General features: G+C 70.1%; 24 protein-coding genes and 1 pseudogene. 9 read left to right on the top strand and 16 right to left on the bottom strand.

Features of this window, described 5'->3' with window-relative positions:
• Positions 1–70: 70 nt before the first annotated feature.
• From ACIBG8_RS09055 to ACIBG8_RS09045, 3 genes are all read right to left on the bottom strand, one after another.
• Entirely contained in the window at positions 71–577 is a 507-nt protein-coding gene (locus ACIBG8_RS09055; RefSeq protein ID WP_397342079.1) for a monooxygenase family protein, read from the bottom strand.
• Positions 578–942: 365 nt separating this feature from the next.
• Entirely contained in the window at positions 943–2,136 is a 1,194-nt protein-coding gene (locus tag ACIBG8_RS09050) for an MFS transporter (protein ID WP_397342078.1), read from the bottom strand.
• An 11-nt stretch (positions 2,137–2,147) separates the two neighbouring features.
• A complete protein-coding gene (locus tag ACIBG8_RS09045; RefSeq protein WP_397342077.1) occupies positions 2,148–2,945 on the bottom strand; it encodes an alpha/beta fold hydrolase in 798 nt (265 codons plus the stop codon).
• Between the two features lie 129 nt (positions 2,946–3,074).
• On the opposite strand from ACIBG8_RS09045, the gene ACIBG8_RS09040 reads away from it, so the two are divergent.
• From ACIBG8_RS09040 to ACIBG8_RS09030, 3 genes are all read left to right on the top strand, one after another.
• Positions 3,075–3,251, top strand: coding sequence for a 2TM domain-containing protein (locus tag ACIBG8_RS09040; RefSeq protein WP_397342076.1), 177 nt, complete (start codon positions 3,075–3,077; stop codon positions 3,249–3,251).
• A gap of 3 nt (positions 3,252–3,254) precedes the next feature.
• Positions 3,255–3,839, top strand: a complete 585-nt coding sequence (locus tag ACIBG8_RS09035) for a class I SAM-dependent methyltransferase (RefSeq protein ID WP_397342074.1) — start codon at positions 3,255–3,257, stop codon at positions 3,837–3,839.
• Positions 3,840–4,281: 442 nt separating this feature from the next.
• Positions 4,282–4,995 carry an alpha/beta fold hydrolase gene (locus ACIBG8_RS09030; RefSeq protein WP_397342073.1) on the top strand — a complete coding sequence of 238 codons (714 nt, stop codon included), beginning with the start codon at positions 4,282–4,284 and terminating at the stop codon, positions 4,993–4,995.
• 729 nt (positions 4,996–5,724) lie between these two features.
• Here ACIBG8_RS09030 and ACIBG8_RS09025 read toward each other — a convergent pair.
• Both ACIBG8_RS09025 and ACIBG8_RS09020 read right to left on the bottom strand, forming a co-directional pair.
• Entirely contained in the window at positions 5,725–6,039 is a 315-nt protein-coding gene (locus ACIBG8_RS09025) for a hypothetical protein (protein WP_397342071.1), read from the bottom strand.
• Positions 6,040–6,070: 31 nt separating this feature from the next.
• Positions 6,071–6,475, bottom strand: coding sequence for a hypothetical protein (locus ACIBG8_RS09020; RefSeq protein ID WP_397342069.1), 405 nt, complete (start codon positions 6,473–6,475; stop codon positions 6,071–6,073).
• 248 nt (positions 6,476–6,723) lie between these two features.
• Between ACIBG8_RS09020 and ACIBG8_RS09015 the strand changes: the two genes are divergently transcribed.
• Together ACIBG8_RS09015 and ACIBG8_RS09010 are read left to right on the top strand one after the other, a co-directional pair.
• Entirely contained in the window at positions 6,724–7,710 is a 987-nt protein-coding gene (locus ACIBG8_RS09015) for an ArsR/SmtB family transcription factor (protein WP_397342068.1), read from the top strand.
• A gap of 182 nt (positions 7,711–7,892) precedes the next feature.
• A complete protein-coding gene (locus ACIBG8_RS09010; protein ID WP_397342067.1) occupies positions 7,893–8,681 on the top strand; it encodes a UvrB/UvrC motif-containing protein in 789 nt (262 codons plus the stop codon).
• Positions 8,682–9,090: 409 nt separating this feature from the next.
• On the opposite strand, the gene ACIBG8_RS09005 is transcribed toward ACIBG8_RS09010, so the two are convergent.
• From ACIBG8_RS09005 to ACIBG8_RS08995, 3 genes are read right to left on the bottom strand one after another with little or no spacing between them, the layout of a single operon-like run.
• The gene (locus ACIBG8_RS09005) at positions 9,091–9,243 is read right to left on the bottom strand and encodes a hypothetical protein (RefSeq protein WP_397342064.1); all 153 of its coding nucleotides are present in this window, start codon (positions 9,241–9,243) and stop codon (positions 9,091–9,093) included.
• Positions 9,240–9,683, bottom strand: a complete 444-nt coding sequence (locus ACIBG8_RS09000) for a flavodoxin (RefSeq protein ID WP_397342062.1) — start codon at positions 9,681–9,683, stop codon at positions 9,240–9,242. Before ACIBG8_RS09000 ends, ACIBG8_RS09005 begins: the two co-directional genes overlap by 4 nt.
• Positions 9,680–10,360: an aldo/keto reductase gene (locus ACIBG8_RS08995; RefSeq protein ID WP_397342060.1), complete on the bottom strand. Its 681-nt coding sequence runs from the start codon at positions 10,358–10,360 to the stop codon at positions 9,680–9,682. The genes ACIBG8_RS09000 and ACIBG8_RS08995 overlap by 4 nt, the downstream gene beginning before the upstream one ends.
• Positions 10,361–10,533: 173 nt before the next feature.
• On the opposite strand from ACIBG8_RS08995, the gene ACIBG8_RS08990 reads away from it, so the two are divergent.
• Positions 10,534–11,415 carry a helix-turn-helix transcriptional regulator gene (locus ACIBG8_RS08990; RefSeq protein WP_397342058.1) on the top strand — a complete coding sequence of 294 codons (882 nt, stop codon included), beginning with the start codon at positions 10,534–10,536 and terminating at the stop codon, positions 11,413–11,415.
• A 27-nt stretch (positions 11,416–11,442) separates the two neighbouring features.
• Positions 11,443–12,429 carry an aldo/keto reductase gene (locus tag ACIBG8_RS08985; RefSeq protein WP_397342057.1) on the top strand — a complete coding sequence of 329 codons (987 nt, stop codon included), beginning with the start codon at positions 11,443–11,445 and terminating at the stop codon, positions 12,427–12,429.
• Positions 12,430–12,434: 5 nt separating this feature from the next.
• Here the strand turns inward: ACIBG8_RS08985 and ACIBG8_RS08980 are convergent, their stop codons facing one another.
• Positions 12,435–13,271, bottom strand: a complete 837-nt coding sequence (locus tag ACIBG8_RS08980) for a helix-turn-helix transcriptional regulator (protein ID WP_397342056.1) — start codon at positions 13,269–13,271, stop codon at positions 12,435–12,437.
• Between the two features lie 79 nt (positions 13,272–13,350).
• Between ACIBG8_RS08980 and ACIBG8_RS08975 the strand changes: the two genes are divergently transcribed.
• The gene (locus ACIBG8_RS08975; RefSeq protein WP_397342055.1) at positions 13,351–14,241 is read left to right on the top strand and encodes an NmrA/HSCARG family protein; all 891 of its coding nucleotides are present in this window, start codon (positions 13,351–13,353) and stop codon (positions 14,239–14,241) included.
• A 108-nt stretch (positions 14,242–14,349) separates the two neighbouring features.
• On the opposite strand, the gene ACIBG8_RS08970 is transcribed toward ACIBG8_RS08975, so the two are convergent.
• From ACIBG8_RS08970 to ACIBG8_RS08945, 6 genes and pseudogenes are all read right to left on the bottom strand, one after another.
• Positions 14,350–15,138, bottom strand: a complete 789-nt coding sequence (locus ACIBG8_RS08970; RefSeq protein WP_397342054.1) for an MBL fold metallo-hydrolase — start codon at positions 15,136–15,138, stop codon at positions 14,350–14,352.
• Positions 15,139–15,161: 23 nt separating this feature from the next.
• Complete coding sequence (locus ACIBG8_RS08965) at positions 15,162–15,956, bottom strand: alpha/beta hydrolase (protein WP_397342053.1); 795 nt, start codon at positions 15,954–15,956, stop codon at positions 15,162–15,164.
• 10 nt (positions 15,957–15,966) lie between these two features.
• Positions 15,967–16,641, bottom strand: a pseudogene (locus ACIBG8_RS08960) (alpha/beta hydrolase); the annotation flags it as partial.
• 163 nt (positions 16,642–16,804) lie between these two features.
• Positions 16,805–17,626 (bottom strand): alpha/beta fold hydrolase, encoded by an 822-nt coding sequence (locus ACIBG8_RS08955; protein WP_397342052.1) that lies wholly within the window; start codon positions 17,624–17,626, stop codon positions 16,805–16,807.
• 66 nt (positions 17,627–17,692) lie between these two features.
• Positions 17,693–18,985, bottom strand: coding sequence for an MFS transporter (locus tag ACIBG8_RS08950; RefSeq protein ID WP_397342051.1), 1,293 nt, complete (start codon positions 18,983–18,985; stop codon positions 17,693–17,695).
• Complete coding sequence (locus tag ACIBG8_RS08945; protein WP_397342050.1) at positions 18,982–19,902, bottom strand: alpha/beta hydrolase; 921 nt, start codon at positions 19,900–19,902, stop codon at positions 18,982–18,984. Before ACIBG8_RS08945 ends, ACIBG8_RS08950 begins: the two co-directional genes overlap by 4 nt.
• A 121-nt stretch (positions 19,903–20,023) precedes the next feature.
• Between ACIBG8_RS08945 and ACIBG8_RS08940 the strand changes: the two genes are divergently transcribed.
• A complete protein-coding gene (locus ACIBG8_RS08940) occupies positions 20,024–22,744 on the top strand; it encodes an AAA family ATPase (protein WP_397342049.1) in 2,721 nt (906 codons plus the stop codon).
• Positions 22,745–22,785: 41 nt separating this feature from the next.
• On the opposite strand, the gene ACIBG8_RS08935 is transcribed toward ACIBG8_RS08940, so the two are convergent.
• Positions 22,786–23,535, bottom strand: a complete 750-nt coding sequence (locus ACIBG8_RS08935; protein ID WP_397342048.1) for an alpha/beta fold hydrolase — start codon at positions 23,533–23,535, stop codon at positions 22,786–22,788.
• Positions 23,536–23,600 lie beyond the last annotated feature (65 nt).

The following is a 23,600-nucleotide window of genomic DNA, read 5'->3' as shown; positions in this document are numbered from 1 at the left end:
TCGCCGACGGGACTTGATGTCGGGGTCCTCGTATTGACGGGCAGGACCTCTCCGTCCGCGGTCCGAGCGGCTAGGAGCCGTAGAGATCCCTTTCGCTCAGGACCGGGCTGCCGTTGTCGGAGCGTCCCAAGCGGGCAGCGGAACCGAACATGGGTCCGCGAGCGCGCTGCACTCCCGCGAACCGGCCGAAGCCGAGCGGCTTGGGAACGTCGTCGTAGACGGCCTCCATGCCGCCCTTGACCGAGTAGGTCTCATGCCAGAAACCGGTGCCGCCCGAGTCTCGCAGGAAGTCCAGCCACCACTCCCGATGTGGCTCGGATCGGGCGAAGGCGAGCAGCGAGGGCAGGTCCCGCCAATACTGGCGCATCCCCATGTTCATCGGGAAGAAGGAGTAGTACACGGGCTCGTGAAGCAGCAGCCCGTCCGGCTTTCCAGCGACCGACTCACTGATCTTCCGGCCAAAGCTGAAGAAGGTCCGGATCCCGTAGAGGTGATTCACTCGCATGCCGAGGTAAAGGACGATGAGGTCTGGATAGCCGGACAGATCGACGGTCTGCCGATTCACTCGAGTGGGCATGGGATGCTCCTTACGGTTCAGGTATGGGGGGACAGATCAGGTGCCTGGGACGTTGCGGCGAGCGCAGAAGTGCCTCATCGGTGCGGGGACGGTGGTCGCGCCCCCGGCCGCCTGCCGTACGGCTTGGCGGGCAGCAGACCGTTCGTGACTACGGAGCCGTCGTCGGGCAGGTCGACTCCGGCCAGCCAGCCCGATACGGGTCGGCTCGGATGAAGCAGCGTTCCGGCCGCTCGCCGTGCCGTCCTCCAGCAGCACGGTGGGCGTCCGAGCGGATGACCAGTCGCCGGGCAGGGACAGGTCCCGACCGGCCTCGCCGTACGCGGCAAGTTGGCGCGATCGCCCGTCGTTCAGGGCCGCACCCTCGTTCACGGAGCCCACTTCGACCTGGCCGCGGTCATGAGGTAGAGGAGAAGCCCGGAGGTGGTGAGGGCGAAGCCGGCCCAGACGGTGGACAGGGTTCCCCAGCCGACGTCGATGGTGATCGCGCCGCCGATGGCGCCGAGCGAGTTGGCCAGGTTGAGTGCGGCCAGGTTGAGCGCGCCCATCAGGGCAGGAGCTTCAGGCGCGAGGCTGGTCAGCCGTACCTGGATGGTGGGGATCGCGAACATCATCGTCCCGCCGACGGCGAACAGGCAGGGCAGCAGGATCAGCAGGTCGTCGCCGGCCACGCCGATCACCGCCAGAAGCGCGAGCGCACCGCCGTACCCATAGGTCAGCCCGCGGTGCTCGTACCGGTCGGCGACGCGTCCGCCGAGATGGTTCCCCGCGGCCATGCCGAGGCCGAAGACGGCGAGGGCGATCGGGATGAGCGACGCGTCCCGCGCCGCCGCGTCGGTGACGAACGGGCCGATGAAGGTGTAGACGGCGAAGATGCTGGAGATGCCGAGCGCCGCGACGGCCACCATCAGCCAGACGTCGACCCGGCGCAGGGCCCCCAGTTCCCCGGCGATGGACCCGCCGTGCAGGGCGTCGGTGCGGGGCAGCCAGGCCACCAGGGCCGCCCCGGCCAGCAGGCCGATGCCCACCACGGCCAAGTACATGGTGCGCCACCCGGCGTTCTGGCCGATGAAGGTGCCGAGCGGCGAGCCGGCGATGGTGGCGAGGGTGAGCCCGCCCATGACGGTGGCGAAGGCCTTGCCGCCCTGGCCGGGGCCGTACACGTAGGCGGCGACGACGGCCCCGGCGCCGAAGAACGCGCCCTGTACGCTGCCGGCCACGAACCGGAAGGCGACGAGCGACGCGAGATCCGGCGCCATCGCGGAGAGCCCGTTGCCGACCACGAACAGGACGATCAGGCCGAGCAGCAGGGTGCGCCGGTTGACCCGGGCGGCGAACAGTGTGATCAGCGGGGAGCCGATCACCACCCCGAGGGCGTACGCGGTGATGGCGTAGGTCGCGACCGGGAGCGACACGCTGAGATCGACCGCGAACAACTGGATGATGCCGTTGCTGCCGAACTCGCCGGTGCCGATCGCGAAGGTGCCCAGCCCCAGCGCGAACAACGTCAGCTTCGGATTGCGGGCGGCCGTGCCCTGGTCCTCGTGGGCACGCTGGTACAAGGTCGTCTCCTCTAGCGCGCGGCGCGCGCGATGAGGTCGAACGTCACGTCAGGCCGCGAGATCATCGCGACGTGGGAGGCTCTGACCTCGGTGATGCGCGCACCGGCGCGCTGCGCCATGAACCGCTGGGCGGCGGCCGGGAGCACCTTGTCGTCGCGGGCCACGAGATACCAGGAGGGGATCTCCTTCCACGCCGGTGCCCCGGACGGCTCCTGAAGCGCCCGCACGTCGCTCGGCCGCTGCCCGGCCCACATCAGGTCGGCCGTAGACCGTGGCAGGTCGCCGGCGAACACCTGGTGGAAGGATTCGTGCTTGACGTACGCGTCGACGAGGCCGGTCCCGTAGGGGCGGAAGTCCAGCGCCGCCTCTCCCAGCTTGCTCCCGGGGTACTTCGTCTGGAGGCCCACCAGCGTGTCGCCCTCGTCGGGGGTGAAGGCCGCGACGTAGACCAGTGCCTTCACGTTGGCGTTGCCGACTGCGGCGTTGGTGATGACCATCCCGCCGTAGGAATGCGCCGCGAGCACCACCGGCCCGCTGAGCGTCGCGAGCACCCCGGCCAGGTAGGCGGCGTCGGCGGCCACACCGCGCAGCGGATTGGCAGGGGCCAGCACCGGGTAGCCGGCGCGCATGAGCCGTCCGGCGACGCCGTTCCAGCTCGAGGCGTCGGCGAAAGCGCCGTGCACCAGAACGATGGTCGGCTTGGGCAGGTCGTCCGGGCGGGTGTGAGCTTGCGCCGAGGTGGCGCCGAGCAGGACGCCGGCGGTGGCCGCGGCCGATCCGGCGAGCAGGGTACGGCGGGTTGTGGTCATGGGTTGCGGAACCTTTCACCAGGGGGGTTGATTGCTGGTCAGCGTAGGTTCGCGGACTTGACGATCTCTGGATGGCCGGGTTCACGAACGGTTCCCAAGCCGTCAAGTGGGCCGATTTAGCCTGTCGCCATGAAATCTGAACCAAGCGCACGGGCGGGCCTGCGGATCCACATCGTCCGCTACGTCGTGGTGTGGTGGCTCTTCACCCCGCGGCACTTCTTCTGGCCGCTGTATTCGCTGCTCGCGTGGGGCATCGGGCTGGCGTTTCACGTCAGGGCGGTCTCGGCCCCCTCCCGGCGGGGTTGAGCGGTGTCGTTCTTCCTGGAGTTCGTGCGCGATCCCATGACGGTCGGTGCGATCGCGCCGAGCGGCGCGGCATTGACCAGGGTGGCGACGGCGGCCGTCCCCAGCACCGGAGCTCCGGTCGTCGTGGAGCTCGGACCGGGTGCCGGCGCGTTCACCGAGGCCATCCAGCGGCGGCTGGCCGGACGCGGCCGGCACATCGCCGTTGAGGTCAACGCCCGGTTCGCACGGAAACTGGCGGCTCTTCACCCGGGCGTGGACGTCGTTCACGCGGACGCCGCCGACCTCGTCGAGGTGCTGGCGGCGCGGGGGCTGCGCCAGGCCGAGGTGGTGGTCAGCGGTCTTCCGTGGGCGGCCTTCCCGGAGGGCCTGCAGCGCGAGGTGTTGTCCTCGGTCGTGGCGGCCTTGCCGCCGGAGGGGGTGTTCACCACCTTCGCCTACGTGCACGCCCGGTGGACGCCGTCGGCACGACGGCTGCTGCGCTCGATGCGGTCAAGCTTCGACGAGGTGGTCGTCGGCCGGACGGTGTGGGCGAACCTCCCGCCCGCCCTGGTCTACTCCTGCCGCCGCCCGGCGGCTGTCACGGTGTGATCGCAGCCCCAGGCGTCCTGCCCGCCTGCGAACGGGCCCTTGGCCGGCGTACGGCGGGCCGTCGTCCCCCCTGGCGGACGCTCAGCCGTGTGGTCGGCGGTAGCTCACTCATCGGCTCGCGCGCAGCTTCCGCGCCCTCGGCTGCGGGCACTGGTCGGTCCGCCTCGGGAAGAGCCGTTCGACTAGGAGCGAGCCCGCTCCCCACCGGACTCGGCAGGGAACCGTACCGCGAAATCGAACCCTGGAAGCGGGACGTCGTAGTCGTCGGGCTACGGCCAGGTAGCCCGTCGGCTTTCTCGTACGAGACCATCCCTGCGCCCGTTTGCGGGTCGACGTGGCCGAGCTGACGTGACGCGTACGGAACGATCTGGGAACAGCGGGCGCCAGTTCCCGTTCAGTGCGCCGCCGTAGCCTGCCACCAACACGACGGAAAGGGCAGGACATGGCACACAGCGAACCGACGATCGTGCTCGTGCACGGAGCCTTCGCGGACGGCAGCGGCTTCACCCCACTCATCGAGCGACTCGCCTCCGACGGCCATCGGGTCGTCGCCGCGCCGAACCCGCTGCGGGGGCTCTCCTCCGATGCGGAGCAGGTCAAGGCGCTGCTGAAGAGCATCGAGGGGCCGATCATCCTGGTCGGTCATTCGTACGGCGGGGCCGTCATCTCCGCCGCCGCCACCGGGAACTCCGCGGTGAAGGCGCTGGTCTACCTGGCGGCGTTCGTGCCGGAGACGGGGGAGAGCGTCCAGGAGCTGGTCGAGAAGTTCCCCGGCAGCACCGTGGGAGTCTCGCTCAAGCCCGTGCCGCTGCCCGGCGAGCAGGTCGACCTCTACATCGACCCGCGAGTGTTCCACCTCAATTTCGCGGGGGACCTGCCCGCGGATCAGGCCGCGCTCCTCGCGATCACCCAGCGTCCCGCCACCGGTGCCGCACTCGGCGAGCCCGCCGAAGGCCCGCAGGCCTGGCACACGATCCCGAGCTACAACCTGATCAGCGGCGACGACCGGATCATCCCGCCCGCGGCGCAGGAGTTCATGGCCCGGCGGTCCGGCGCGCGGATCGAGGTCGTCGAGGGCGCCTCGCACCTGGTGTTCGTCTCCCATCCGGACCTGACTGCTGCCTTCATCGGCAGGGCGGTGAGCGAGAACATCTGAACCAGAGGGCGGTGAGTAGTCGCTCGGCGCACTGGGCGAACAGATGTCATCCGGGTCCGCCTGACCGGTCGCGGGCCGACCCGACGACGTCGGGCGGTTCGCCCAGTGCCCGCACCGGCGTGACCAGTCCTTCGGCGTACCAGCGTCCCGGACGGCCTCCGGCCCGATGCCCGCCGGGCCGATTCCGGCCGGGGAAGGCCCGGTGCCAGAATCTGGCAATGAGGGCCTGACCTGGTCTTCCAGGCTCGTCTCTCGTGTTGTATCTGCTGGTGGTCAGGGTATTCGGCTCACTCGGAGATGGAGCTCTTGGTGTGGCGGCATGAGGTCGCGGTGCCGCGTCGCCAGGTCGTCCGTCCCAGGCCGGACTGGGCCGATCGGGCGCTGTTGGCCGCGCCGGCCAGACTGCTACCCGCTCTGTGCCTGTCAGCATTGTCATGGACCTGCTGGGACAACCTGACGCACGCGATCCCCCAGCCGTACAGCGTGCAGCATGATGATCGTTCGCGCTACCTGACCATCACGAGCGCTTTCGCCGCGCTCGTGACCTCGTTGCCCCAAGCGGTCCACACTCGGCCCTCAAGGAGGCTGGGAGTTCCCCTCGCTTCGATCCCGGCATGTTCGGTCAGCTCACCATCTGGATGGCGTGTCCCACCGGGATACTCCAGGGTGCCGCCGCGAACGCACAACCACGCTGCGTCGCCTCGGGCTTTCCGTCGCCGTAGGCACAACTCAGTACGCGTGCCCGGCGTATGCCCAGCCGTTCCAGCCGCCTCGGCGTGAGTACGTGTACGTCCACGTGCAGCTGTACGTGTAGAGACGGTGGCTCCGAACGAAGGCTTCACCTTCGACGTAGCACTCGGATTCCGCTTCGGCCCTGGATCGCGCGGTGCCTGCCGCGGGATAGAAATATCCGTAGAACCAGATTCGAGCACTGCTGGCGTTTGTAAATGTCGCAGGCGCTTCGGCGAGGGCGGTTGCCGCGCCGCCTGCGAGAACGGCGCTACCAAGCGCAGTGGTGAGGGCGATCTTCTTCAGGATCTGCATCTGTTCTCCTTGGAAGGTTATTGGCGAGCGTTCACCATTTGGCGGATGTGTATCCTTCCTGGCCTGTCGACATGTAGGTCAGCTTGCCTTTGGAGCCCGCGTGCGCGCCGTTCCAATGCCAGGGCGTGTAGCCAGTCGTGTACCTGCCGAAGACCACACCCTCCTGCTCCGACCAGTCGTACATCACGGTTCCATCGGCGTTGTAGCGCTTGCGGAACAGCTGGGCGAAGCAATTGATACCGAGGCTGGTGCTGGTGTTCTCGTATTTGATGCGCACGTAGCCGTCGGTGGAGCGCACCTGCAGGTAAACGGTGCAGTAGCCGATCGACACCCCCGAATAGTTGATCGTGTCGGCGTTGGCGGCGGGCGCGAGCAACGTGAGAAGAAGAGCGGTACCACCGAGGACGACGACGCTACGAATGTGCTTACGAGCCATTGGCATCCTTCATCGTGTGATCGTTGGGAGAATAGAGGCCTGTTGATGGCCGCCTGCGGCGGTTCGGAAAGAGGTAGATCCTGCGGAGTTCAGGACCGTTGCCGAAATTCGTCCGGCCTTCGGTGATGGCGGCTCCGATCGGCGTTCACATCTCAGGATCTCTGCGACACTTGATCATTGATCGCCGCATGCCGGTACACAACGGTCCTGAAGCGAGGGCTTAAACACGCAGGTCAGGGTGAAAGCTGATGCGGATCCACTTCAGTACCGAAGATCTGGGGAAGACGCGTGTCGCCCCGACGTTCGGCCCGCTGGCGGAGGCGTCGGCCGCCCTGATGTTGTTACGCCACCCCTCACCCGGCCTGAGGTTTCATACGTGGTCACAGCGCCTCCGCCAGAACCGGCCGCCCCTTCTGCGCCTGCTCGGTCCGCTGTATCAGGACACCTACCACGGGCTCGACCTGTTCGCCCTTCTGGGCGAAGCGGCCGTGGTCGAGGATGGCCTGGAACGGTTGCACGCCGCGCCGCGGGCGGCGCTGCGCATCGAGGTCGACCCTCTGCTCGCGCGCTTGGCACACAGCCCGCCCACATGGGTGCGCAGCCTGCTCGCTGAGGACAGGACCCCGGTGGTTTCGGCGTTGCGCGAGTTCCACCAGTTCGCCATCGCGCCGGAGTGGACGCGCTTGCGCTCGCAATTGGAGGCGGACCGGGCCATGCGCGGTCGCATCCTCCTGGACGGCGGGCTGGACCAATTGCTCGCCACCCTCCATCCGCCGACGGTCCGGTGGAACCCGCCGGTGCTGGAGGTCAAGACCAAGGGCGGTGCGGTGGCCGACGAATACCTTGAAGGGCGTGGGCTGACCCTGGTCCCCTCGGTTTTCGTCGGGCCCGAACCCATGCTCAGCTTCACGGCGGGCAATCCCGAGGGCCCCCTGCGGCTCGTCTATCCAGCGTCATGGTCCGGGCGGAGCTTCATCGGCGCCGACGCCGGGGACCCCCGGGAGCCGCTGGCCGAGCTCCTCGGCCGCACCCGGAGTCGGATGCTGCGGGTGCTGGCCGACGGCGCCTGCGGAACCACTGAGCTGGCCGTCCGCCTCGGCATCTCACCGGCGGCGGCGAGCCAGCACACCAGAATCCTGCGAAACTCCGGCCTCGTCACGACGAGCAGGATCGCCAACACTGTGCTGCACCTGCTCACCCCCTTGGGGGAAGCGGTAGTGGCCGGCACGCTGTGAGGCGGTGGCAGGCTGACACGTCTACACCCGGTTGACGCGTTCGACGGCGCGGTGTTTGACTCGGCTCGGTGTCCACACGATCTGCGGCAGCACGGCTGCCTCATGAACCTGGTGTCTATCGGTTCCGCGACAGAGGCGGACAGGTTCTCTATCTGGGGCGCGCCACCGACCTTCGGAGCCGGGTGCAGTCCTACTGGGGTGACCTGCGTGATCGCCTGCACCTGACGAGCATGGTCGCCCGAATCGCCCGGGTCGAGGCCGTGGTCTGCGACTCGGTGCACGAGGCCGCATGGCTCGAGCGCAACTTACTGGAAGCCGACATGCCGCCCTGGAATCGTACGCCGGGCGGTGCGGAGGCGGCGATCTACATCCTGGTCGACACGCGCCCGCGAACCGCTGGGGTACGCACGAGCCATCGCGCACAGTTCGAGGGGGTTGTCGGTTTCGGCCCCTATCTCGGCGGAGCGAAAGCACGGCAGGCGATCTCGGGGCTGCACCGGGTGTTTCCCCTGTCCTATACGCGTGATCGGCTCAGCGGTGCCGAGCGCGACATCGCGGCAAGGCGCGGCATCGGCCCACAGCTCAGGGAACGGCTGGGCGCTGCTGTCGTCTCCGCGCTCGACGGGACGAACACCGAGGCCGCGCGTGAAGTGCTGACGGCGGCTCGCGATCGTGCGGCGGCTGCGCTCAACTTCGAGCTGGCCGCCCGGGTCCACGACGAACTAGCGGCGCTCGACTGGGTGACGAGCGTGCAGCGCGTCACGGTCGAGGGCGGCGGCGACCATGGCATATGCGGCTGGGCCGATGGGCTCGCCGTCACCTTCAGCGTCCGCGGCGGCCGTCTGAACCGGTGGGATCAGTACGAGTGCAGTCGCCCGGCCATCGCCCGGGCGAGCGCCGCGACACCGCCTGAATGGGCCGCATTCGCCCAGCGCAGCGCAGAACTGGCCGTAGCGCTCACCCGAGCCTGACGTGCCTCTGAGGGCATCAGACGGTTGCTGGGATCCAGCCGACTTGCCTATGTACGCGTGATGGATATCGATGCTCTTACCATCGCCATTAATGCAGGACTGTGAGCTGGTGAAGGTGTCGACCTGGCTGGCAGCGGGGTCGGCGGTCACCGGCTACCTGATGGTGGGATGGGGGAAGAAGTCCGGGGCTGGGTTGAACGCCATGGCATCCTCGCCTTGGAGCGGAACACCACGTTACGGGTGAAACCGGCACCTGCAGGGCAGGACTTCATCGGGAGCTTACCGGCTCGAATCACGCTTCGCCGGTCGGGCCCGGCCGTACAGCCATCAGATTGACGATCTCCACCCACCCGGCCGTCTGCCCAGATTGCGGCCGCGGTCAGGTGCGTACCAGCGAGCCGGTTCACCATCAGGCGCGGGGCAGGCCGGTACGGCGCAGCCAGGTGTCGATGGTGGCACCGGCGTCGGCGACTTCCTCACCGCGTACGGCCAGGCCCTCGCCGAGGGTGGCGCCGGGGCAGGAGGCGGTGTAGTCGGCTTCTGTGGTGCCCAGGCCGCTCATGGCGTGGGTGGCGAGGGGGTGGACGGTCTTGCCGGTGAAGTCGTCATGGGGGCGCGGGCGTTCCAGATGGGGCTGGCCAGCAGGACGACCTGGTAACGGTCGAGGTCGGGCAGGGTGCCGGCGATGGCGGGGCGGGCGTTGGCGTTCTGCTCGCGGACGTTGCGGGCGACGGTCTGCTCGTAGTCGTGGGGGTACGGGTCGGCGGGCTGGATCCGGTAGACGTCGCAGTCCAGCCGGTCGCCGATCATCTGTGCGAGGACCTGGGTGTTGCCGACCTCGAGGTCGCGACGGCCGCCGTTGTAGTAGTTCCCGCCGGGCCGGGAGAAGTAGGCCAGCAGTACTGTGCGGTTCGCCGACTGCGAGAACGGCCCGGGGCTCGGCTGGCCCGGCGGCTGGACAGCGGGCTGGGGCCCGTCGCCGCAAGCAGTCGCGGTGATCATGGTGCCTCCCAACAGCAGCGCGCCCCGCAGGACCTGGCGGCGGTCGAGGGCCCGGGGGGGAACGGTCCATCGCGGCGGTTGCCGAGCCAGGTGACCATGGCAGGGTCGCGGTGGTCGAAGTACAGGGAGGCGCCGGTGTCCAGAGCGGCGATGCGCTCCATCTCCTCGCCGGTGAGCTCGAAGTCGAACACCTCCAGGTTGGCCTTCATCCGCTCAGGGCTGGCGGACTTGGCGTTGACCGGGATGCCGCGCTGGATCAGCCAGCGCAGCACCACCTGCGCCACGCTCTTGCCGTGCGCCTGCCCGATGCCGGTGAGGACGGGGTCGGTGAACAGGTTGTTCTTGCCCGCGGCGAACGGTCCCCACGACTCGATGACGATGCCGCGCTCGCCGTTGATCTGCTGGTCGGCGGCGCGCTGGAAGAAGGGGTGGACCTCGATCTGGTTGACCGCCGGGGTGATGTCGTTGTGGTCGACGAGGTCGACGACCCGGTCGGGGTGGAAGTTGGAGATCCCGATCGCCCGGCCGACGGCTTCCTCGTTCTCATACGAGGCAGCTGTGTCGAACTTGCGATACCCCTCGGCCTGCTCGGTGTCGTCGGCCGGGATCTGGAAGACCCCGAACCCAGGATCGGCATCTGGACGCCGTTGTTCAAGGCGACGGTCTGCATGGAGCACTCCCTGGTCATGATCGTGCGGCCCGCGCGGCGGCCCGTACCAGGCAAAACGGCGGCCACGGCGAGCTCTTCGTCTTTCCAGCCAACCGCACCCCGGCGACGGGAGACAGTCACCCGCCAGAGGGGTACCAGCAGGGACCCCCTCACCCCGGCCGAGGTGCCTAACCTGGGCATATGGACAACCGCAGCGAGGTCCGGGCGTTCCTCACCTCACGCCGGGCCAAGGTCAGCCCGCAGCAGGCCGGGCTGCCCTCCCACGGCCGCCGCCGCGTCGAGGGCCTGCGCAGGGGAGAGGTCGCCGCGCTGGCTGGGGTCAGCGTCGAGTACTACACCCGGCTGGAACGCGGGAACCTGGCCGGCGCCTCCGACAGCGTCCTGGACGCCATCGCCAGGGCCCTGCGACTGGACGAGGTCGAGGCCGCGCACCTGCACCATCTGGCCCGCGCCGCCGCCACTCCGGCCGTCCGCGCCCGCCGCGTCAAGACTCCCGAGGTGCGTGTGCCGGTCCGGCGGGTGCTGGAGTCGATGAACGGGGTGCCCGCGCTGGTGCGCGACCATCGCTTCGACATCCTGGCCGCCAACCCTCTGGCCATGGCGTTGTATTCGCCGATGTTCGCGGCCGGGGAGGTGCTGCCGGTCAACTCGATGCGTTTCACCTTCCTCAACCCGCACGCCCAGGCCTTCTACCCCGACTGGGCGCAGGTCGCCCGCTCCGCTGTGGCCGCGCTGCGCATCGCCGCCGCGCGCAACCCCCACGACGAGCACCTGGTCAGTCTGATCGGCGAGCTGTCGATGCGCAGCGACCCCTTCCGCACCTGGTGGGCCGCCCAGGACGTCTACGTCCACCAGCACGGCACCAAGCGCTTCCACCACCCCGCCGTCGGCGACCTCGACCTCGACTACGAAGCCTTCGAACTGCCCGGCGACACGCTCCTCACCCTGCTGACCTACTCCGCCGAAGCGGGCACCTCGTCCGGAGACGGCCTGCAACTCCTGGCCGCGTGGGCCACGAGCAGCGCCGACGCGCCCGCTCAGGCCCGGCCCATCATCGAATGACTGTCAGTCCGTCTTACGGAGGCGAACGTGCACATCAGAACTCTGGGGCAGGGACTGCGGGTGTCAGCCCTGGGGCTGGGCTGCATGGGCATGTCCCAAAGCTACGGCCCCAATCCCGGCACCCGGGACGACATGATCGGCGTGATCAGGTCGGCGGTGGAGGCCGGGGTGACCTTCCTCGACACCGCCGAGGTCTACGGCCCCTACGTCAACGAAGAGCTCGTCGGCCAGGCCATCGGCCCGATCCGTGACCAGGTGCAGGTGGCCACCAAGTTCGGCTGGGACATCGCCGGCGGCAAGGCGGCCGGGTTGAACTCCCGGCCTGAACAGATCCGCGCCGTGGCCGAGGCGAGCCTGCGCCGCCTGGGTGTGGAGGCGATCGACCTGTTCTACCAGCACCGGGTCGACCCGGAGGTGCCGATCGAAGACGTCGCCGGCACCGTCGGCGAGCTGGTCAAGGCGGGCAAGGTACGGCACTTCGGGCTGTCCGAGGTCGGCGCCGCCACCCTGCGCAGGGCGCACGCGGTGTATCCGGTCACCGCGGTGCAGTCGGAGTACTCGCTGTGGACCCGTGACCCAGAACCGCACGTGCTGCCCGCCTGCGCGGAACTGGGGATCGGGTTCGTCCCGTTCAGTCCGCTGGGCAAGGGGTTCTTGACCGGCTCCGTGAACGCGCAGGCCACCTTCGCCGAAGGCGACATCCGGGCCGGTATCCCGAGGTTCGACGCCGACAACCTGGCCGCCAACCAGGCGCTGGTGGAGCACCTGCGCGAGCTGGCCGCGGCCAAGCAGGCCAGCCCCGGCCAACTCGCCCTGGCCTGGCTGCTGGCCCAGCAACCCTGGATCGTCCCCATCCCCGGCACCCGCCGCCTGTCCCGCCTGCACGAGAACGCCGGGGCCGCCACGGTGGGACTGTCCGCCGACGAGCGAGCCGATCTGGACGCTCTGGCCGCCCGGGTCGGCGTGAGCGGTGACCGCTACGGCCACGCGCACATGCGCCTGGTCGGCCGCTGAGCCGCTTAGCCGTTCAGGATGGTGGTGATGCGCCTGCGGGTCTCGGCGTCGGCGGGTACCTGCACGACCATCAGCAGGTCGGGATCCTCCACCGGCCGGACCTGGAACATCTCCAGCTTCAGCCGCCCCGCCTCGTGGTGGTCGATCTCGATGATCGAAGGCCGGAAGTAACGTACCTGGTAGTCCGGCCACCACGCGCGGAACTCCGCGCTGGCCTCGCTCAGCTCCTCCACCAGCGCCGCCAGGCGCGGATCGCCGGGACGGCGGCCCACCGCGGCGCGGAACTGGCTGAGGACCGCGCGGGCCGCCGGTTCCCAGCGCACCATCCTGGCCCGGTTGCCGGCGTCGGTGAACAACATCCACAGCAGGTTGCGCCGATCGGGCGGCACCAGCTCCGGGTCGTGGCGGAAGCGGGCGTAGGAGGAGTTCCACACCAGGTAGTCGAAGTGGGCGTCGTAGATCGAGGCCATGTCGGGGGAGGAGGAGTCGACCAGGCGCTGCAGCCGCGGCAGCGCCGCGCCGACCGGTGGGGAGGCGGGCGGGGCCGTCAGGTTGGCCAGGCTGCGCAGGTGGCGGTGCTGGTCGTGGTCCAGCCGCAGCGCCCTGGCCAGCGCGTCGACCACCTGGGCCGAGGCGGTGATGTCGCGGCCCTGTTCCAGCCAGGTGTACCAGGTGAGGCTGACGCCGGAGAGTTTGGCGACCTCCTCGCGCCGCAGCCCGGGGGTGCGGCGGCGGGCCGGGTCACCGTACTCGGTCAGGCCCACGTCGGCCGGGCGCAGCCGTCCCCGCCGCGTGCGCAGGAAAGCTGCCAGCTCGGTACGGCGAGCCGCATCGTCCCTCACGCCGAATCGACCTCCGCGCACGCCGACTGGTACCAGCAGTAACAGGACCGGGTCGGACCTGATCGTTACTCTGCCGAGCATGGAGCCTTCGGGGACGAACCACAAGATTCTAGTCATCGGCGCGACCGGCCAGCAGGGCGGCGCGACCACGCGCCAGCTGCTCGAACGCGGCCACCCGGTCCGCGCCCTGGTCCGCGATCCCGGCGCGCCGGGCGCTCTGGCGCTGGCCGAGCTCGGCGTCGAGCTGAGCACGGGCGACCTCGACGACACCGGCTCGCTGCGCACCGCGATGGAGGGCGTGGACGGCGTGTTCCTGGCGCTGACCATGATGGTCGGCCACCGGATCAGCCCCCAGGGCGTGATCGACGAGGAACGCAGGGGCAAGGCCGTGGCCGAGCTGGCCCGCGAGATGGGTATCGGCCACCTGGTCTACAGCTCGCTGAACGGCGCGGGCGCCGAGTCCGGGATCCCGTACTACGAGAGCAAGGCGGCCATCGAGCGGCACATCCACGCGCTCGGCCAGCCCGCCACGGTGCTGCGGCCGGTCTCGTTCATGGACAACTTCGCCACCTACAACCGTCCCGCCCAGTCGGACGGCGAGCTGACGCTCAACCTGGCGATCCCGGCCGAGCTGCCGATGCAGCTCATCGCCGTCGAGGACATCGGCGCGTTCGCGGCCATCGCCTTCGGCGACCCCGGACGGTACATCGGGCGCACCGTCGAGCTGGTGGGCGACGTGCTCACCCCGCTGGAGATCGCCGAGACCATCGCCTCGTTCACCGGGCAGCCCACCCGCTTCCAGCAGACGCCGATCGAGCGGATCCGCGCGTTCGACGAGCAGCTCGCGCAGATGTTCACCTACTTCAACCAGCACCCCGCCCCCGTGCCCGACCTGGAGGCCCTGCGCGCCGAGCACCCCGGGCTGATGACGCTGCGGACCTGGCTGGAGCACACGGGCTGGAAGCCGTAACGAGTCCATTCCGGGTGTGCACTCCGTGACTTCCCGAAGGGGCGTCTCGAGGTATCGAGCCTGCCTGGCGGCGTTGGTGAGCGCATCCTGTAACGCGGGCCGAATCACTCAGAGCTGAACCTGCTCCGGCGATCCGGTGGCCAGCCAGTGGAAGCGACCGCTGACGTGCTCGGGTGCCCGCCGCAGGTCCCGCTCGATGCCGTCGCGACCCTGCCGGAAGTGCTGCCAGCCCTCGTAGTGGACCGGCAGGATCGTGTGCGGAGCGATGGTTTCGCACAGCCGTACGGCCTGCCGGGCCGTCATGGTGTAGCGCAGCGGTCCGGTGAGGGGGAAGCCGACGCCGCCCAGATGGAGCAGGACCGTTCCGGGCCGGATCCGGGCGGCGGCCCGGCGCAGGGCGCGGTGGTAGACGGTGTCACCGGTGATCCACAGGGGACCGTGGGCCTGGCCGGTCCAGGTGAGGGCGAAGCCGATGACCTGGCCGGTGATGGGCCGGCTCAGCGGCGGACCGTGCCGGCACGGGGTGGCGGTGATCTCGATCGCCGGCCGGCCGGGTGCCTGCAGCCGGGTGGTCTGGCCGGAGGCGAGTCCCCGGGTGGTCCCGCCGAGCCGGCGGGCGCCCGAGGAGGTGGTGATCGTGGCTGTGGTGGACAGGAAGAGGCGGCCGGCGTCGTCGAGGTTGTCGCCGTGATGGTCGTGAGTGAGCAGGACGGCGTCCACGGGCCCGACGTCGGCCGCGGACAGGGCGGGACCGGTGAGCTTGCGGGAGGAGGTCCCCCAGCCGAACGCGTAGGTCCGGCCGGGGGCGTCGAAGGTCGGGTCCGTCAGCAGCCGCCAGCCGTCGAACTCGATGAGGACGGTGGGACCGCCAATGTGGGTGAACCTGACGTCCGACATGGAACGCTCTCCTCGCGTAGGTGTCAGCTGTGGTTGAGTGCCCACGCGAGGGCGCGGTCGGCGACCTCTTCCCAGCCCTGCTGAGCGGGCATCAGGTGGGAACGGCCGGGGAACTCGATGACTTCGGTGATCGTGTTCGGCGCCTTGTAGTGCTTGGCATTGGAGCGCTGGATCTTCGGCGGCATCAGGTTGTCGTTCTCCCCGGAGATGAACAGCAGGGGCTTGCGGTCGTCGTTGTGGTAGTCGACGTAGTTGTCGTCCTTGCCGGGGTGGATGTTGGCCAGCGCGCTGCCCCAGAAGATGTTGCCGGAGGCGGGGACGTGGTAGCGCTCGTAGGTGGCGCGGGCCTGGTCCTCGGGGAAGGTGTTGGTGAAGGCGTAGCGCCAGTGCTCGAAGTCGAGGCCGACGGCCTTGTGCCGGTTGGCGGGGTTCTTGAGCACGGGGAAGGTGGCCTTGAGCTGCGACAGTGGGATGATCTTGACGCCTTCCGTGGGGGCGGAGTTGATCGCCACCCCGGCCGCGCCGTACCCGTGGTCGAGCAGGACCTGGGTGAAGACCCCTCCGGCCGAGTGCCCCATGAGGATCGGCGGGGTGTCCAGGCCGCTGATCAGCTTCTCCAGGGAGTCGATGATCTGGGGTACGGTCACCTGCTCGATGGGGGTGGTGTCGGCGTTGAGCGCTTCGACCTCGACCTCGAACCCGGGATAGGCGGGGGCGAGGACCTTGTAGCCCTTGGCCTGGTAGTGGGTGATCCAGTGTTCCCAGCTGCGGGGGGTGACCCAGAAGCCGTGGATGAGGACGATGGTGTCGGGTTTCATGTCGGTCCCCTTATCGGGTGGCGTAGTACGCGGACAGGACGGTCGCCGTGGCGGCGGCGGGGTGGGAGATCATCACGACGTGCGAGGAGTCGATCTCGCGGATCTTGCTTCCGGCGCGTTCTGCCATGAAGCGCTGGGCGGCGGGCGGGATGACGTTGTCCTTCGTGGGGATCAGGTACCAGGACGGGATGGTTTTCCAGGCGGGTTCGCCGCTGCCGCCCATGAGGCCGTTGACACTGCCGGGACGCTGGGTGGCGGCCATCTGCCGGGTCCTGGCGGCGGGCAGGTCGGCGGCGAAGACCTCGCGGAACTTGTCGGCGGTGATGTAACCGTCGACCCCGTTCATCGTGCCGTCGGGCAGCGGGTAGTGCCGGGTCTGCAGCGCCGTGCCGAGCTTGCTGCCGGGGAACCGGTCGGCCAGCTGGAGGGCGCTTTCGCCCTGGTCGGGTGCGAACGCGGCGAGGTAGACCAGGGCTTTGACGTTGGCGTGGCCGCGGGCGGCGTTGGTGATGACGATGCCGCCATAGGAGTGGCCGACCAGGATGATCGGGCCGGTGATGGTGTCCAGGACGCTGGAGATGTAGGCGGCGTCACCGGCGGCATCGCGAAGCGGGTTGGCCGGCGCGATCACCGGGAAACCGGCCGCCCCCAGCAGGGTGATCATGTCGTTGAACCCGGAGGCGTCGGCGAACGCGCCGTACGAGCACCACGGTCGGTTTGGTGCCGGTGGTGTCGGCCGCGGAGGCGGAAACGGTCGCCCCGCTCAGGCCGAGGATCAGAACGCAGCTGGTGACGAGGGCGCCCAGCAGGCGGCCGAGTCGGCGTAGGGAGGTCATGGGCGATGCTCCTTAGGAGTTCAGGAAGGCGAGGAGGTCGTTGTCGAACTCGCGCTCGAAGGCGCCGGCCAGGCCGTGCGGAGCGCCGGGGTAGACCTTGAGCGTGGCGTCCTTGACCAGTTCGGCGCTCTTGGGAGCCGAGGCGGCGAAGGGCACGATCTGGTCGTCGTCGCCGTGCGCGATCAGGGTCGGGATGTCGATGCGCTTGAGGTCCTCGGTGAAATCGGTCTCGGAGAACGCCTTGACGCAGTCGAGCGCTCCCTTGACGCCGACCTGCATGCTCCACAGCCAGAAGGCGTCGATCACGCCCTGCGAAACCTGTGCGCCGGGCCGGTTGTATCCGTAGAAGGGCACGGCCAGGTCCTTGTAGAACTGCGAACGGTCGGACTCCACACCGGACCTGATGCCGTCGAACACCTCGATCGGCAGGCCCTCGGGGTTGGCGTCGGTCCTGAGCATCAGCGGCGGGACCGCGCCGAGCAGCACCGCCTTGGCCACCCGTGAGGTGCCGTGCCTGCCGATGTATCGGGTCACCTCGCCGCCACCGGTGGAGTGCCCGACGAGGACCGCGTCGCGCAGGCCGAGGGTGTCGATCAAGGTGGCCAGGTCGTCTGCGTAGGTGTCCATCTCGTTGCCGTGCCAAGACTGGCCGGAGCGACCGTGCCCGCGCCGGTCATGGGCGACGGCGCGGAACCCGTGGGCCGCGACCAGCCGCATCTGACCGTCCCAGGCGTCGGCGTTGAGCGGCCAGCCGTGGCTGAAGACGACGGGCTGTCCGCTGCCCCAGTCCTTGTAGAAGATCTGCGTGCCGTCGGCGCTACTCACGTAGGGCATTTCGCAACCTTTCGGATCGGTGTCGATGGGCTCGACGCTAGATCCGGGCGGCTCAGCAGCAATCGGTCAGATGACTGCACCTGCGGGGACCGGCGGTTCGCTTACGGCTTCGGTCAGGTGCCGCGTCTTCGGCGCGAACAGGACGGCGGTGAAGGCGATCGCGGCGCAGACCACCAGCAGGAGCGCGATGGGCCAGGACGCCCCGCCGGCGCCCGCCACCAGAGCGGTCGCCACGAGCGGAGCGGGGCCGCTGGTGAGCGCGGCCGTCCACTCGCGGGCGATCGCGACGCCGCTGTAGCGGTGGCGGGTGTCGAACAGCTCGGTGAGCAGCGAGGCCAGCACGGCGAACATCCCGGCGACGCAGACGCCGTAGCCCAGCGTGACCGCGAGAATCACCAGCTCGGGGCGGCCGGTGTCGACGAGCCAGAACATCGGGAACGCGAACACGGCGAGGACGACCGCGGTACCGAGGAAGATCGGACGGGCGCCGACGCGGTCCGCCAGGTGCCCGAACAGCGGTGTGACCGCGATCGCCATCGCGGAGGAGCACACGTTGGCGATCAGCCCCACCGTGGTGGGCAGGCCGAGCGTCCTGGTCACGTACGACAGCACGAAGACGTTGATGATGTACGCGATCGCGCCGAAGGGGGCGTTGGCCATGAAGGCGATCAGCAGGCTCCGCGGCTGCCTCCTGGCGACCTCCAGCGCCGGGAAGCGGCTCAGGCCCCGCGCGCGTTCACGCTCGAACAGCTCCGACTCCCGCACCCGGGACCTGAGGAACAGGCCCACGCCCACGCCCACGAGACTGAGCAGGAACGGCAGGCGCCAGCCCCAGTTCTCGAACGACGGCAACGTCGTGGCCCCCGCGAAGACCAGCGTGGCGGTCAGGATGCCGATCTGGACGCCCGCGCCGGGAAGCGAGGCCCACATGCCTCGCCGGCGCGGGTCGCTGGTCTCGGCGATCAGGACCAGGGCGCCCGCGTACTCGGCACCCGCGCCGAAGCCCTGCGCCAGCCGGAGCAGGACCAGCAAGGCCGGGGCCGCCAAGCCCGCCTGATCGTAGGTGGGCAGCAGCCCGATGCCTGCCGTCGCCAGCCCCATCAGCAGCAGCGTCACGATCAGTGTGGGCTTGCGCCCGACGCGGTCACCGAAGTGGCCGAACACGACACCGCCGATGGGGCGGGCCAGGAATCCGACCGCGAACGCGGCGAAGGCGCCGAGGGCGCCGGCCAGAGGGGTGTCAGCGGGGAAGAACTGTTTGTTGAGGACGATCGCCGCGGCCAGGCCGAAGAGGGCGTGGTCGTAGAACTCGATCGCGGTGCCGATGACGGCGGCCGTGGTCACCGGTCTGTTGGTCATGAATCCCTCCTGTTGACAGGGCTGAGCACCCGCGTCAGAAAATGTCCGGCCTGGTCGATGGCCGCCTGGGCGGCCTGGGTGCCGCGCAGGGCGTTGAGCATGAGGAATCCGTGGATCACGCCTTGGTACCGCACCGCGGTCACGGGCACGCCCGCCTGGCGCAGGCTGGCGGCGTAGGCCTCGCCCTGGTCCCGCAGCACGTCGGCCTCGGCGGTGATGACCAGGGTCGGCGGCAGCCCGGCCAGTTGGCTCGCCGTGGCGCGCAACGGCGAGGCGGTGATCTCGGCCCGCTGCCGCTCGTCCGCGGTGTACTGGTCCCAGCCCCAGCGCATGCCGTCCGCGCGCAGGAAGTAGCCCTCGGCGAAGTCCCGGTAGGAGCCGGTGTCGAACGACGCGTCTGTGGCCGGGCACAGCAGCAGCTGCCCGGCCAGCCGCCCACGGGCGGCCAGGGCCAGCGCCGCCGCCAGGTTGCCACCCGCCACCGCGATCTTCGAGGGGTCCAGGCCGAAGGCGTCGCCGTCGGCGCGCAGCCAGACCAGCGCCGCCTCGGCTTCGCCGAGCGCGACGGGGTAGCGAGCCTCGGGCGAGAGGCTGTAGTCGACGAACACGGTCGCCGCCCCCGACACGTGGGCGAGCTCGCGGACCAGCCGCTCGTGGGCGAGCTCGCCGCCGAACACCCAGTCGTCGTGGAGGTAGAGCACCACGGGCAGCCGGCCCTCGGCGTTTCCTGGGCGGAAGATGGTGAGCCTCGTCCCGGGGACCCGCTGCCGGGTGATGCCCGGCACGTGGATGTCCGGGCGCTGAACCTCGGCCAGTGCCCGGCGGCCCGCTTCGAGCGACATGCCGTGCAGGTAGGGCGGGTTGGCGGTGGCATCGGCGAAGGCCTGGGCAGCCGGCTCCAGCACGGGTTTGATCATGAATGGCTCCAGGGGCTGATGCGCTGCCGTGCCGATGCTAGGAGAAGTCAAGGAATCAGTCATTCGTCACATGACGTACTTCTGAGAGAATTCGATCAAGAGGCTTCGGGGGAGGTGTCAGGTGGCCGCGCTCATCGGGCGTGAACGTGAGGTGGCGGAGCTCGAAGGGCTCATCGACCGCATGCACGAGCGCGGTGACGCCCTGGTCGTCCGCGGCGTGCCCGGTATCGGCAAGTCCGCGTTGCTGGCGGCGGCCGCCGCGCGGGCCGAGGCGCGCGAGGCGATGGTGGCCGGCGTGTCCGGGGTGCAGAGCGAGACGCACCTGCCCTTCGCCGGGCTCCACCAGTTGTTGCGGCCGATGCTCGGCGCCGCCGACCAGCTGCCCGCTCGCCAGCGGGAGGCTCTGCTCGGGGCCTTCGGTATGGCCGAGGTCACCGACCCGGAGCCCTTCCTGGTGGCACTGGCCGTCCTCAACCTGCTCAGTGACGCGGCGGCTCGCCGGCCCTTGGTGATCGTGGTGGACGACCTGCAGTGGCTGGACCGGCCCACCACCGAGGTCCTGGGGTTCGTGGCCAGGCGCGTGCACCTGGACCCGATCGTGCTGCTGATGGGCCTCCGCGATGGGTACCCCACCAGTCTGGACGGCAGTGACGTGCCCGAACTGAGGCTGGCCGGCCTGGAACCCGCGGCGGCCGAGGCGCTCCTGGACGCCCAGTCCGCCGGGCTGAGCGTCGGCATGCGCTGGCGCGTGCTGAGCGAGGCGGCAGGCAACCCGCTCGCCCTGGTCGAGCTGCCGCTCGCACTTGACGCCGGGACCGTCACCGCCGAGGTGGGCTTACTGCCGCTCACCGCTCGACTGGAACGAGCCTTCGCCGTACGGCTGGCCGAACTCCCCCCGCACACCAGGGGCCTCCTGCTGGTGGCAGCGGCCAACGACGGCCACGACCTCGCCGACGCTCTCGCGGGCGGCAGGATGGTCACGGGCGCCGAGATGACCGCCGATGCGCTGGCCCCGGCCGTGGACGCGGGGCTGGTAGAGCTGCACGAGCAGGCCCTCCGCTTCCGGCATCCGCTGGTGCGCTCCGCCATCTACCACAAGGCCGGCCGTACCGATCGCCTGGCCGCCCACGCCGCGCTGGCTGAGGTGCACGGCCGCGACCCGGACCGCAGGGTCTGGCACCGCGCCGCGGCGATCGCCCACCGCGACGAGTCCGTCGCCGCCGAGCTGGAGGGGGCAGCGGCGCGGGCACGGCAGCGCGGCGCGATCCCGGTGGCGGTGACCGCCCTGCGCCGCGCCGCCGAGGTCAGCGAGGAGCCGTCGGCCGGCGCCCAGCGCCTGCTGGCCGCGGCCGAACTGGCCTTCGAGCTCGGACGCGGCGACGAGGCCGCCGAGCTGCTCGCGCTGGCGGAACCGTCCGTCGGCGGCGAGCTGCCGCGCGCCAGCGCCGTCTGGCTGGGCGAGGTGCTCGGAGAGGGGCGCAACGACGGCCCCGCGCAGATCCAGCGGCTGGTCACGACAGCGGAAGCGGCCGGTGACCGCGACCTCGCACTCAACCTGGTCCGGGCCGCGGCCGTCCGCTCCTGGTGGAACGATCCCGGCTGGGAACAGCGTCGGCGCGTCATCGCCCTGGCCAAACGGCTCGCGTCCGGCGACGACGACCCGGAGCTACTGATCATCCTGGCCACGGCGGGGGCGGTGGAACACGGAGCCGAGGTCATCGACCGCCTGACCAAGGTGCGCCACGCCCGGCTGGACGGGGCCACAGCCCGGCTGCTGGGCGTAGCGGCGAGCACGGTGGGCGCCTTCGACCTGGTCGGGGACTTCATGGACGGCTCGGTCGCCGACCTGCGGAGCCAGGGCAGGCTGGGCCTCGTCGCGCAGGCGCTCAGCACGCAGGTGTGGCGCCAGGTCTTCTGCGGCGACTGGAGCGGGGCGATGCTGACCGGGGAGGAGGCCCTGCGCCTGGCCCGCGAGACGGCGCAGCCGCGCCGCCACGCCTCGGCCCTGGGGATGCTGGGGTTGCTGGCCGGGCTCCGCGGCGAGGAGGCGCGCGGCCTGGCGCTGGCCGCCGAGGGAGAGCGGGTGCTCGGCACCGTCGCCATCAGCTCATCCGTGGCCGTGCTCCACCAGCACGCCAGGGGCGTCATCGCGCTCTGCGCCGGGCGGTACGACGACGCGTTCGCACACCTGTGGCGGCTGTTCGAGCCGGGCGACGTCGCCCACCACCCCATCTGGCGGCAGTGGGTGATCAGCGAGCTGGCCGAGGCGGCGGTCGCGGCTGGGCGGCAGGAGGCCGCCATGAGAGCGATGGCGGAGCTGGAGCAGGTGGCCGCCCGCACCCCGTCGCCGCTCCTGCACGTCGGACTCCGGCTCGCCCGCGCGTTATTGGCCGACGACGCCCACGCCGAGACGCTCTACCAGGACGCGTTGGGCGCCGACCTGTCGTCCTGGCCCACCGCGCGGGCGCGCCTGCTGCTCGCCTACGGCATGTGGCTGCGGCGGCAGCGGCGGATCCAGGAAGCCCGCGTTCCGCTCCGGTCGGCCCGCGACACCTTCGACGTGCTCGGGCTGCTCGCCTGGGGGGAGAAGGCCCGTCAGGAGCTACGGGCCGCCGGCGAGGCCAGCGACCTGCGCGTGCCACCGGCCGCCGAGCGGCTCACAGCGCAGGAGCTGCACATCGTACGGCTGGCCGCCTCCGGGCTGTCGAACCGCGAGATCGGCCAGCAGCTCTACCTCTCGCACCGCACCGTCAGCACCCACCTGTACCGGGCGTTCCCCAAGCTCGGCATCACCTCCCGCGCCCAGTTGCGCGACGCCCTGGGAGATACGTCACGTGACTGATGCCCAGGTCAGCGCGTGGAGCCTACCGTCGCCCCATGCCATCACCTCGCCAGGAACTCCAGGATGAGCTCATTCCACTGCTCGTGGTGGGTGAGCGAGGCCCCGTGCGGCGCGTCGGGAACGGTGACGAGCGAACCGCTCGCGATGGCCCGCGCGACGCGCGCCCCGCTGTCCTCCGGCCGCACGAACGCGTCATCCTCGCCCTGGACGATCAGCGTGGGCACGGTGACCTGGGCCAGGTCCTGGTCGAGGTCGGCGGTGCCCCAGGCCGCCAGCGAGTCGGCGGTTGCCTTGGGGGAAGCGTCCGCGGCCTGCCTCAGCAGGTACTGGCGCGTGGGCTCGTCCAGCGCGCTGTGCCCGTCGACGGCGAAGAACCGGAGCAGCACGTCGTCGAGCATGGGGATGCGGTGCCGCCCCGAGGAGACACGGAGCTCGTGCGCCAGCGGGTCCGGGTACAGCACCGGGCTGCCCAGCACCAGGCGGGCCACCCGTTCGGACGCCGCTGCGTAGCTGACGGCCTCGGCGCAGCCGGTGGAGTAGCCCACCAGCGCCAGCCCGGTCAGATCCAGGCTCTCGACCAGGGCCGCCAGATCGGCGGTGAAGGTGTCGTGGTCATAGCCGTGCCAGGGCCGGCTGGAGCGTCCGAAGCCGCGCCTGTCGTAGCAGACCACCCGGCGGCCGGCCTGGACGAGCGGACCGATCTGCGGCTCCCAGAACCGCTGCGACAGAGGCCAGCCGTGCACCAGGACGACGGGCGGCCCGTCGCCGACGTCCTCGTAGAAGAGGCTCACGTCTGTTCCCACCTGTAGTCGTGGCACCCGCCCACCGTGCCACCCGCACGAAGCGCCGCAATCGG

The sequence above is a fragment of the Nonomuraea sp. NPDC050556 genome (assembly GCF_044457355.1).
GTDB lineage: Bacteria > Actinomycetota > Actinomycetes > Streptosporangiales > Streptosporangiaceae > Nonomuraea.
This window is presented reverse-complemented; position numbering and strand designations above follow the sequence as displayed.

Bases quoted from the DNA above. Each gene is read 5' to 3' on its own strand.
- ACIBG8_RS09055 (WP_397342079.1), bottom strand. From the start codon at position 577: ATGCCCACTCGAGTGAATCGGCAGACCGTCGATCTGTCCGGCTATCCA.
- ACIBG8_RS09045 (WP_397342077.1), bottom strand. From the start codon at position 2,945: ATGACCACAACCCGCCGTACCCTGCTCGCCGGATCGGCCGCGGCCACC.
- ACIBG8_RS09040 (WP_397342076.1), top strand. From the start codon at position 3,075: ATGAAATCTGAACCAAGCGCACGGGCGGGCCTGCGGATCCACATCGTC.
- ACIBG8_RS09030 (WP_397342073.1), top strand. From the start codon at position 4,282: ATGGCACACAGCGAACCGACGATCGTGCTCGTGCACGGAGCCTTCGCG.
- ACIBG8_RS09025 (WP_397342071.1), bottom strand. From the start codon at position 6,039: ATGCAGATCCTGAAGAAGATCGCCCTCACCACTGCGCTTGGTAGCGCC.
- ACIBG8_RS09020 (WP_397342069.1), bottom strand. From the start codon at position 6,475: ATGGCTCGTAAGCACATTCGTAGCGTCGTCGTCCTCGGTGGTACCGCT.
- ACIBG8_RS09015 (WP_397342068.1), top strand. From the start codon at position 6,724: ATGCGGATCCACTTCAGTACCGAAGATCTGGGGAAGACGCGTGTCGCC.
- ACIBG8_RS09005 (WP_397342064.1), bottom strand. From the start codon at position 9,243: ATGAGCGGCCTGGGCACCACAGAAGCCGACTACACCGCCTCCTGCCCC.
- ACIBG8_RS09000 (WP_397342062.1), bottom strand. From the start codon at position 9,683: ATGATCACCGCGACTGCTTGCGGCGACGGGCCCCAGCCCGCTGTCCAG.
- ACIBG8_RS08990 (WP_397342058.1), top strand. From the start codon at position 10,534: ATGGACAACCGCAGCGAGGTCCGGGCGTTCCTCACCTCACGCCGGGCC.
- ACIBG8_RS08975 (WP_397342055.1), top strand. From the start codon at position 13,351: ATGGAGCCTTCGGGGACGAACCACAAGATTCTAGTCATCGGCGCGACC.
- ACIBG8_RS08970 (WP_397342054.1), bottom strand. From the start codon at position 15,138: ATGTCGGACGTCAGGTTCACCCACATTGGCGGTCCCACCGTCCTCATC.
- ACIBG8_RS08965 (WP_397342053.1), bottom strand. From the start codon at position 15,956: ATGAAACCCGACACCATCGTCCTCATCCACGGCTTCTGGGTCACCCCC.
- ACIBG8_RS08955 (WP_397342052.1), bottom strand. From the start codon at position 17,626: ATGCCCTACGTGAGTAGCGCCGACGGCACGCAGATCTTCTACAAGGAC.
- ACIBG8_RS08950 (WP_397342051.1), bottom strand. From the start codon at position 18,985: ATGACCAACAGACCGGTGACCACGGCCGCCGTCATCGGCACCGCGATC.
- ACIBG8_RS08945 (WP_397342050.1), bottom strand. From the start codon at position 19,902: ATGATCAAACCCGTGCTGGAGCCGGCTGCCCAGGCCTTCGCCGATGCC.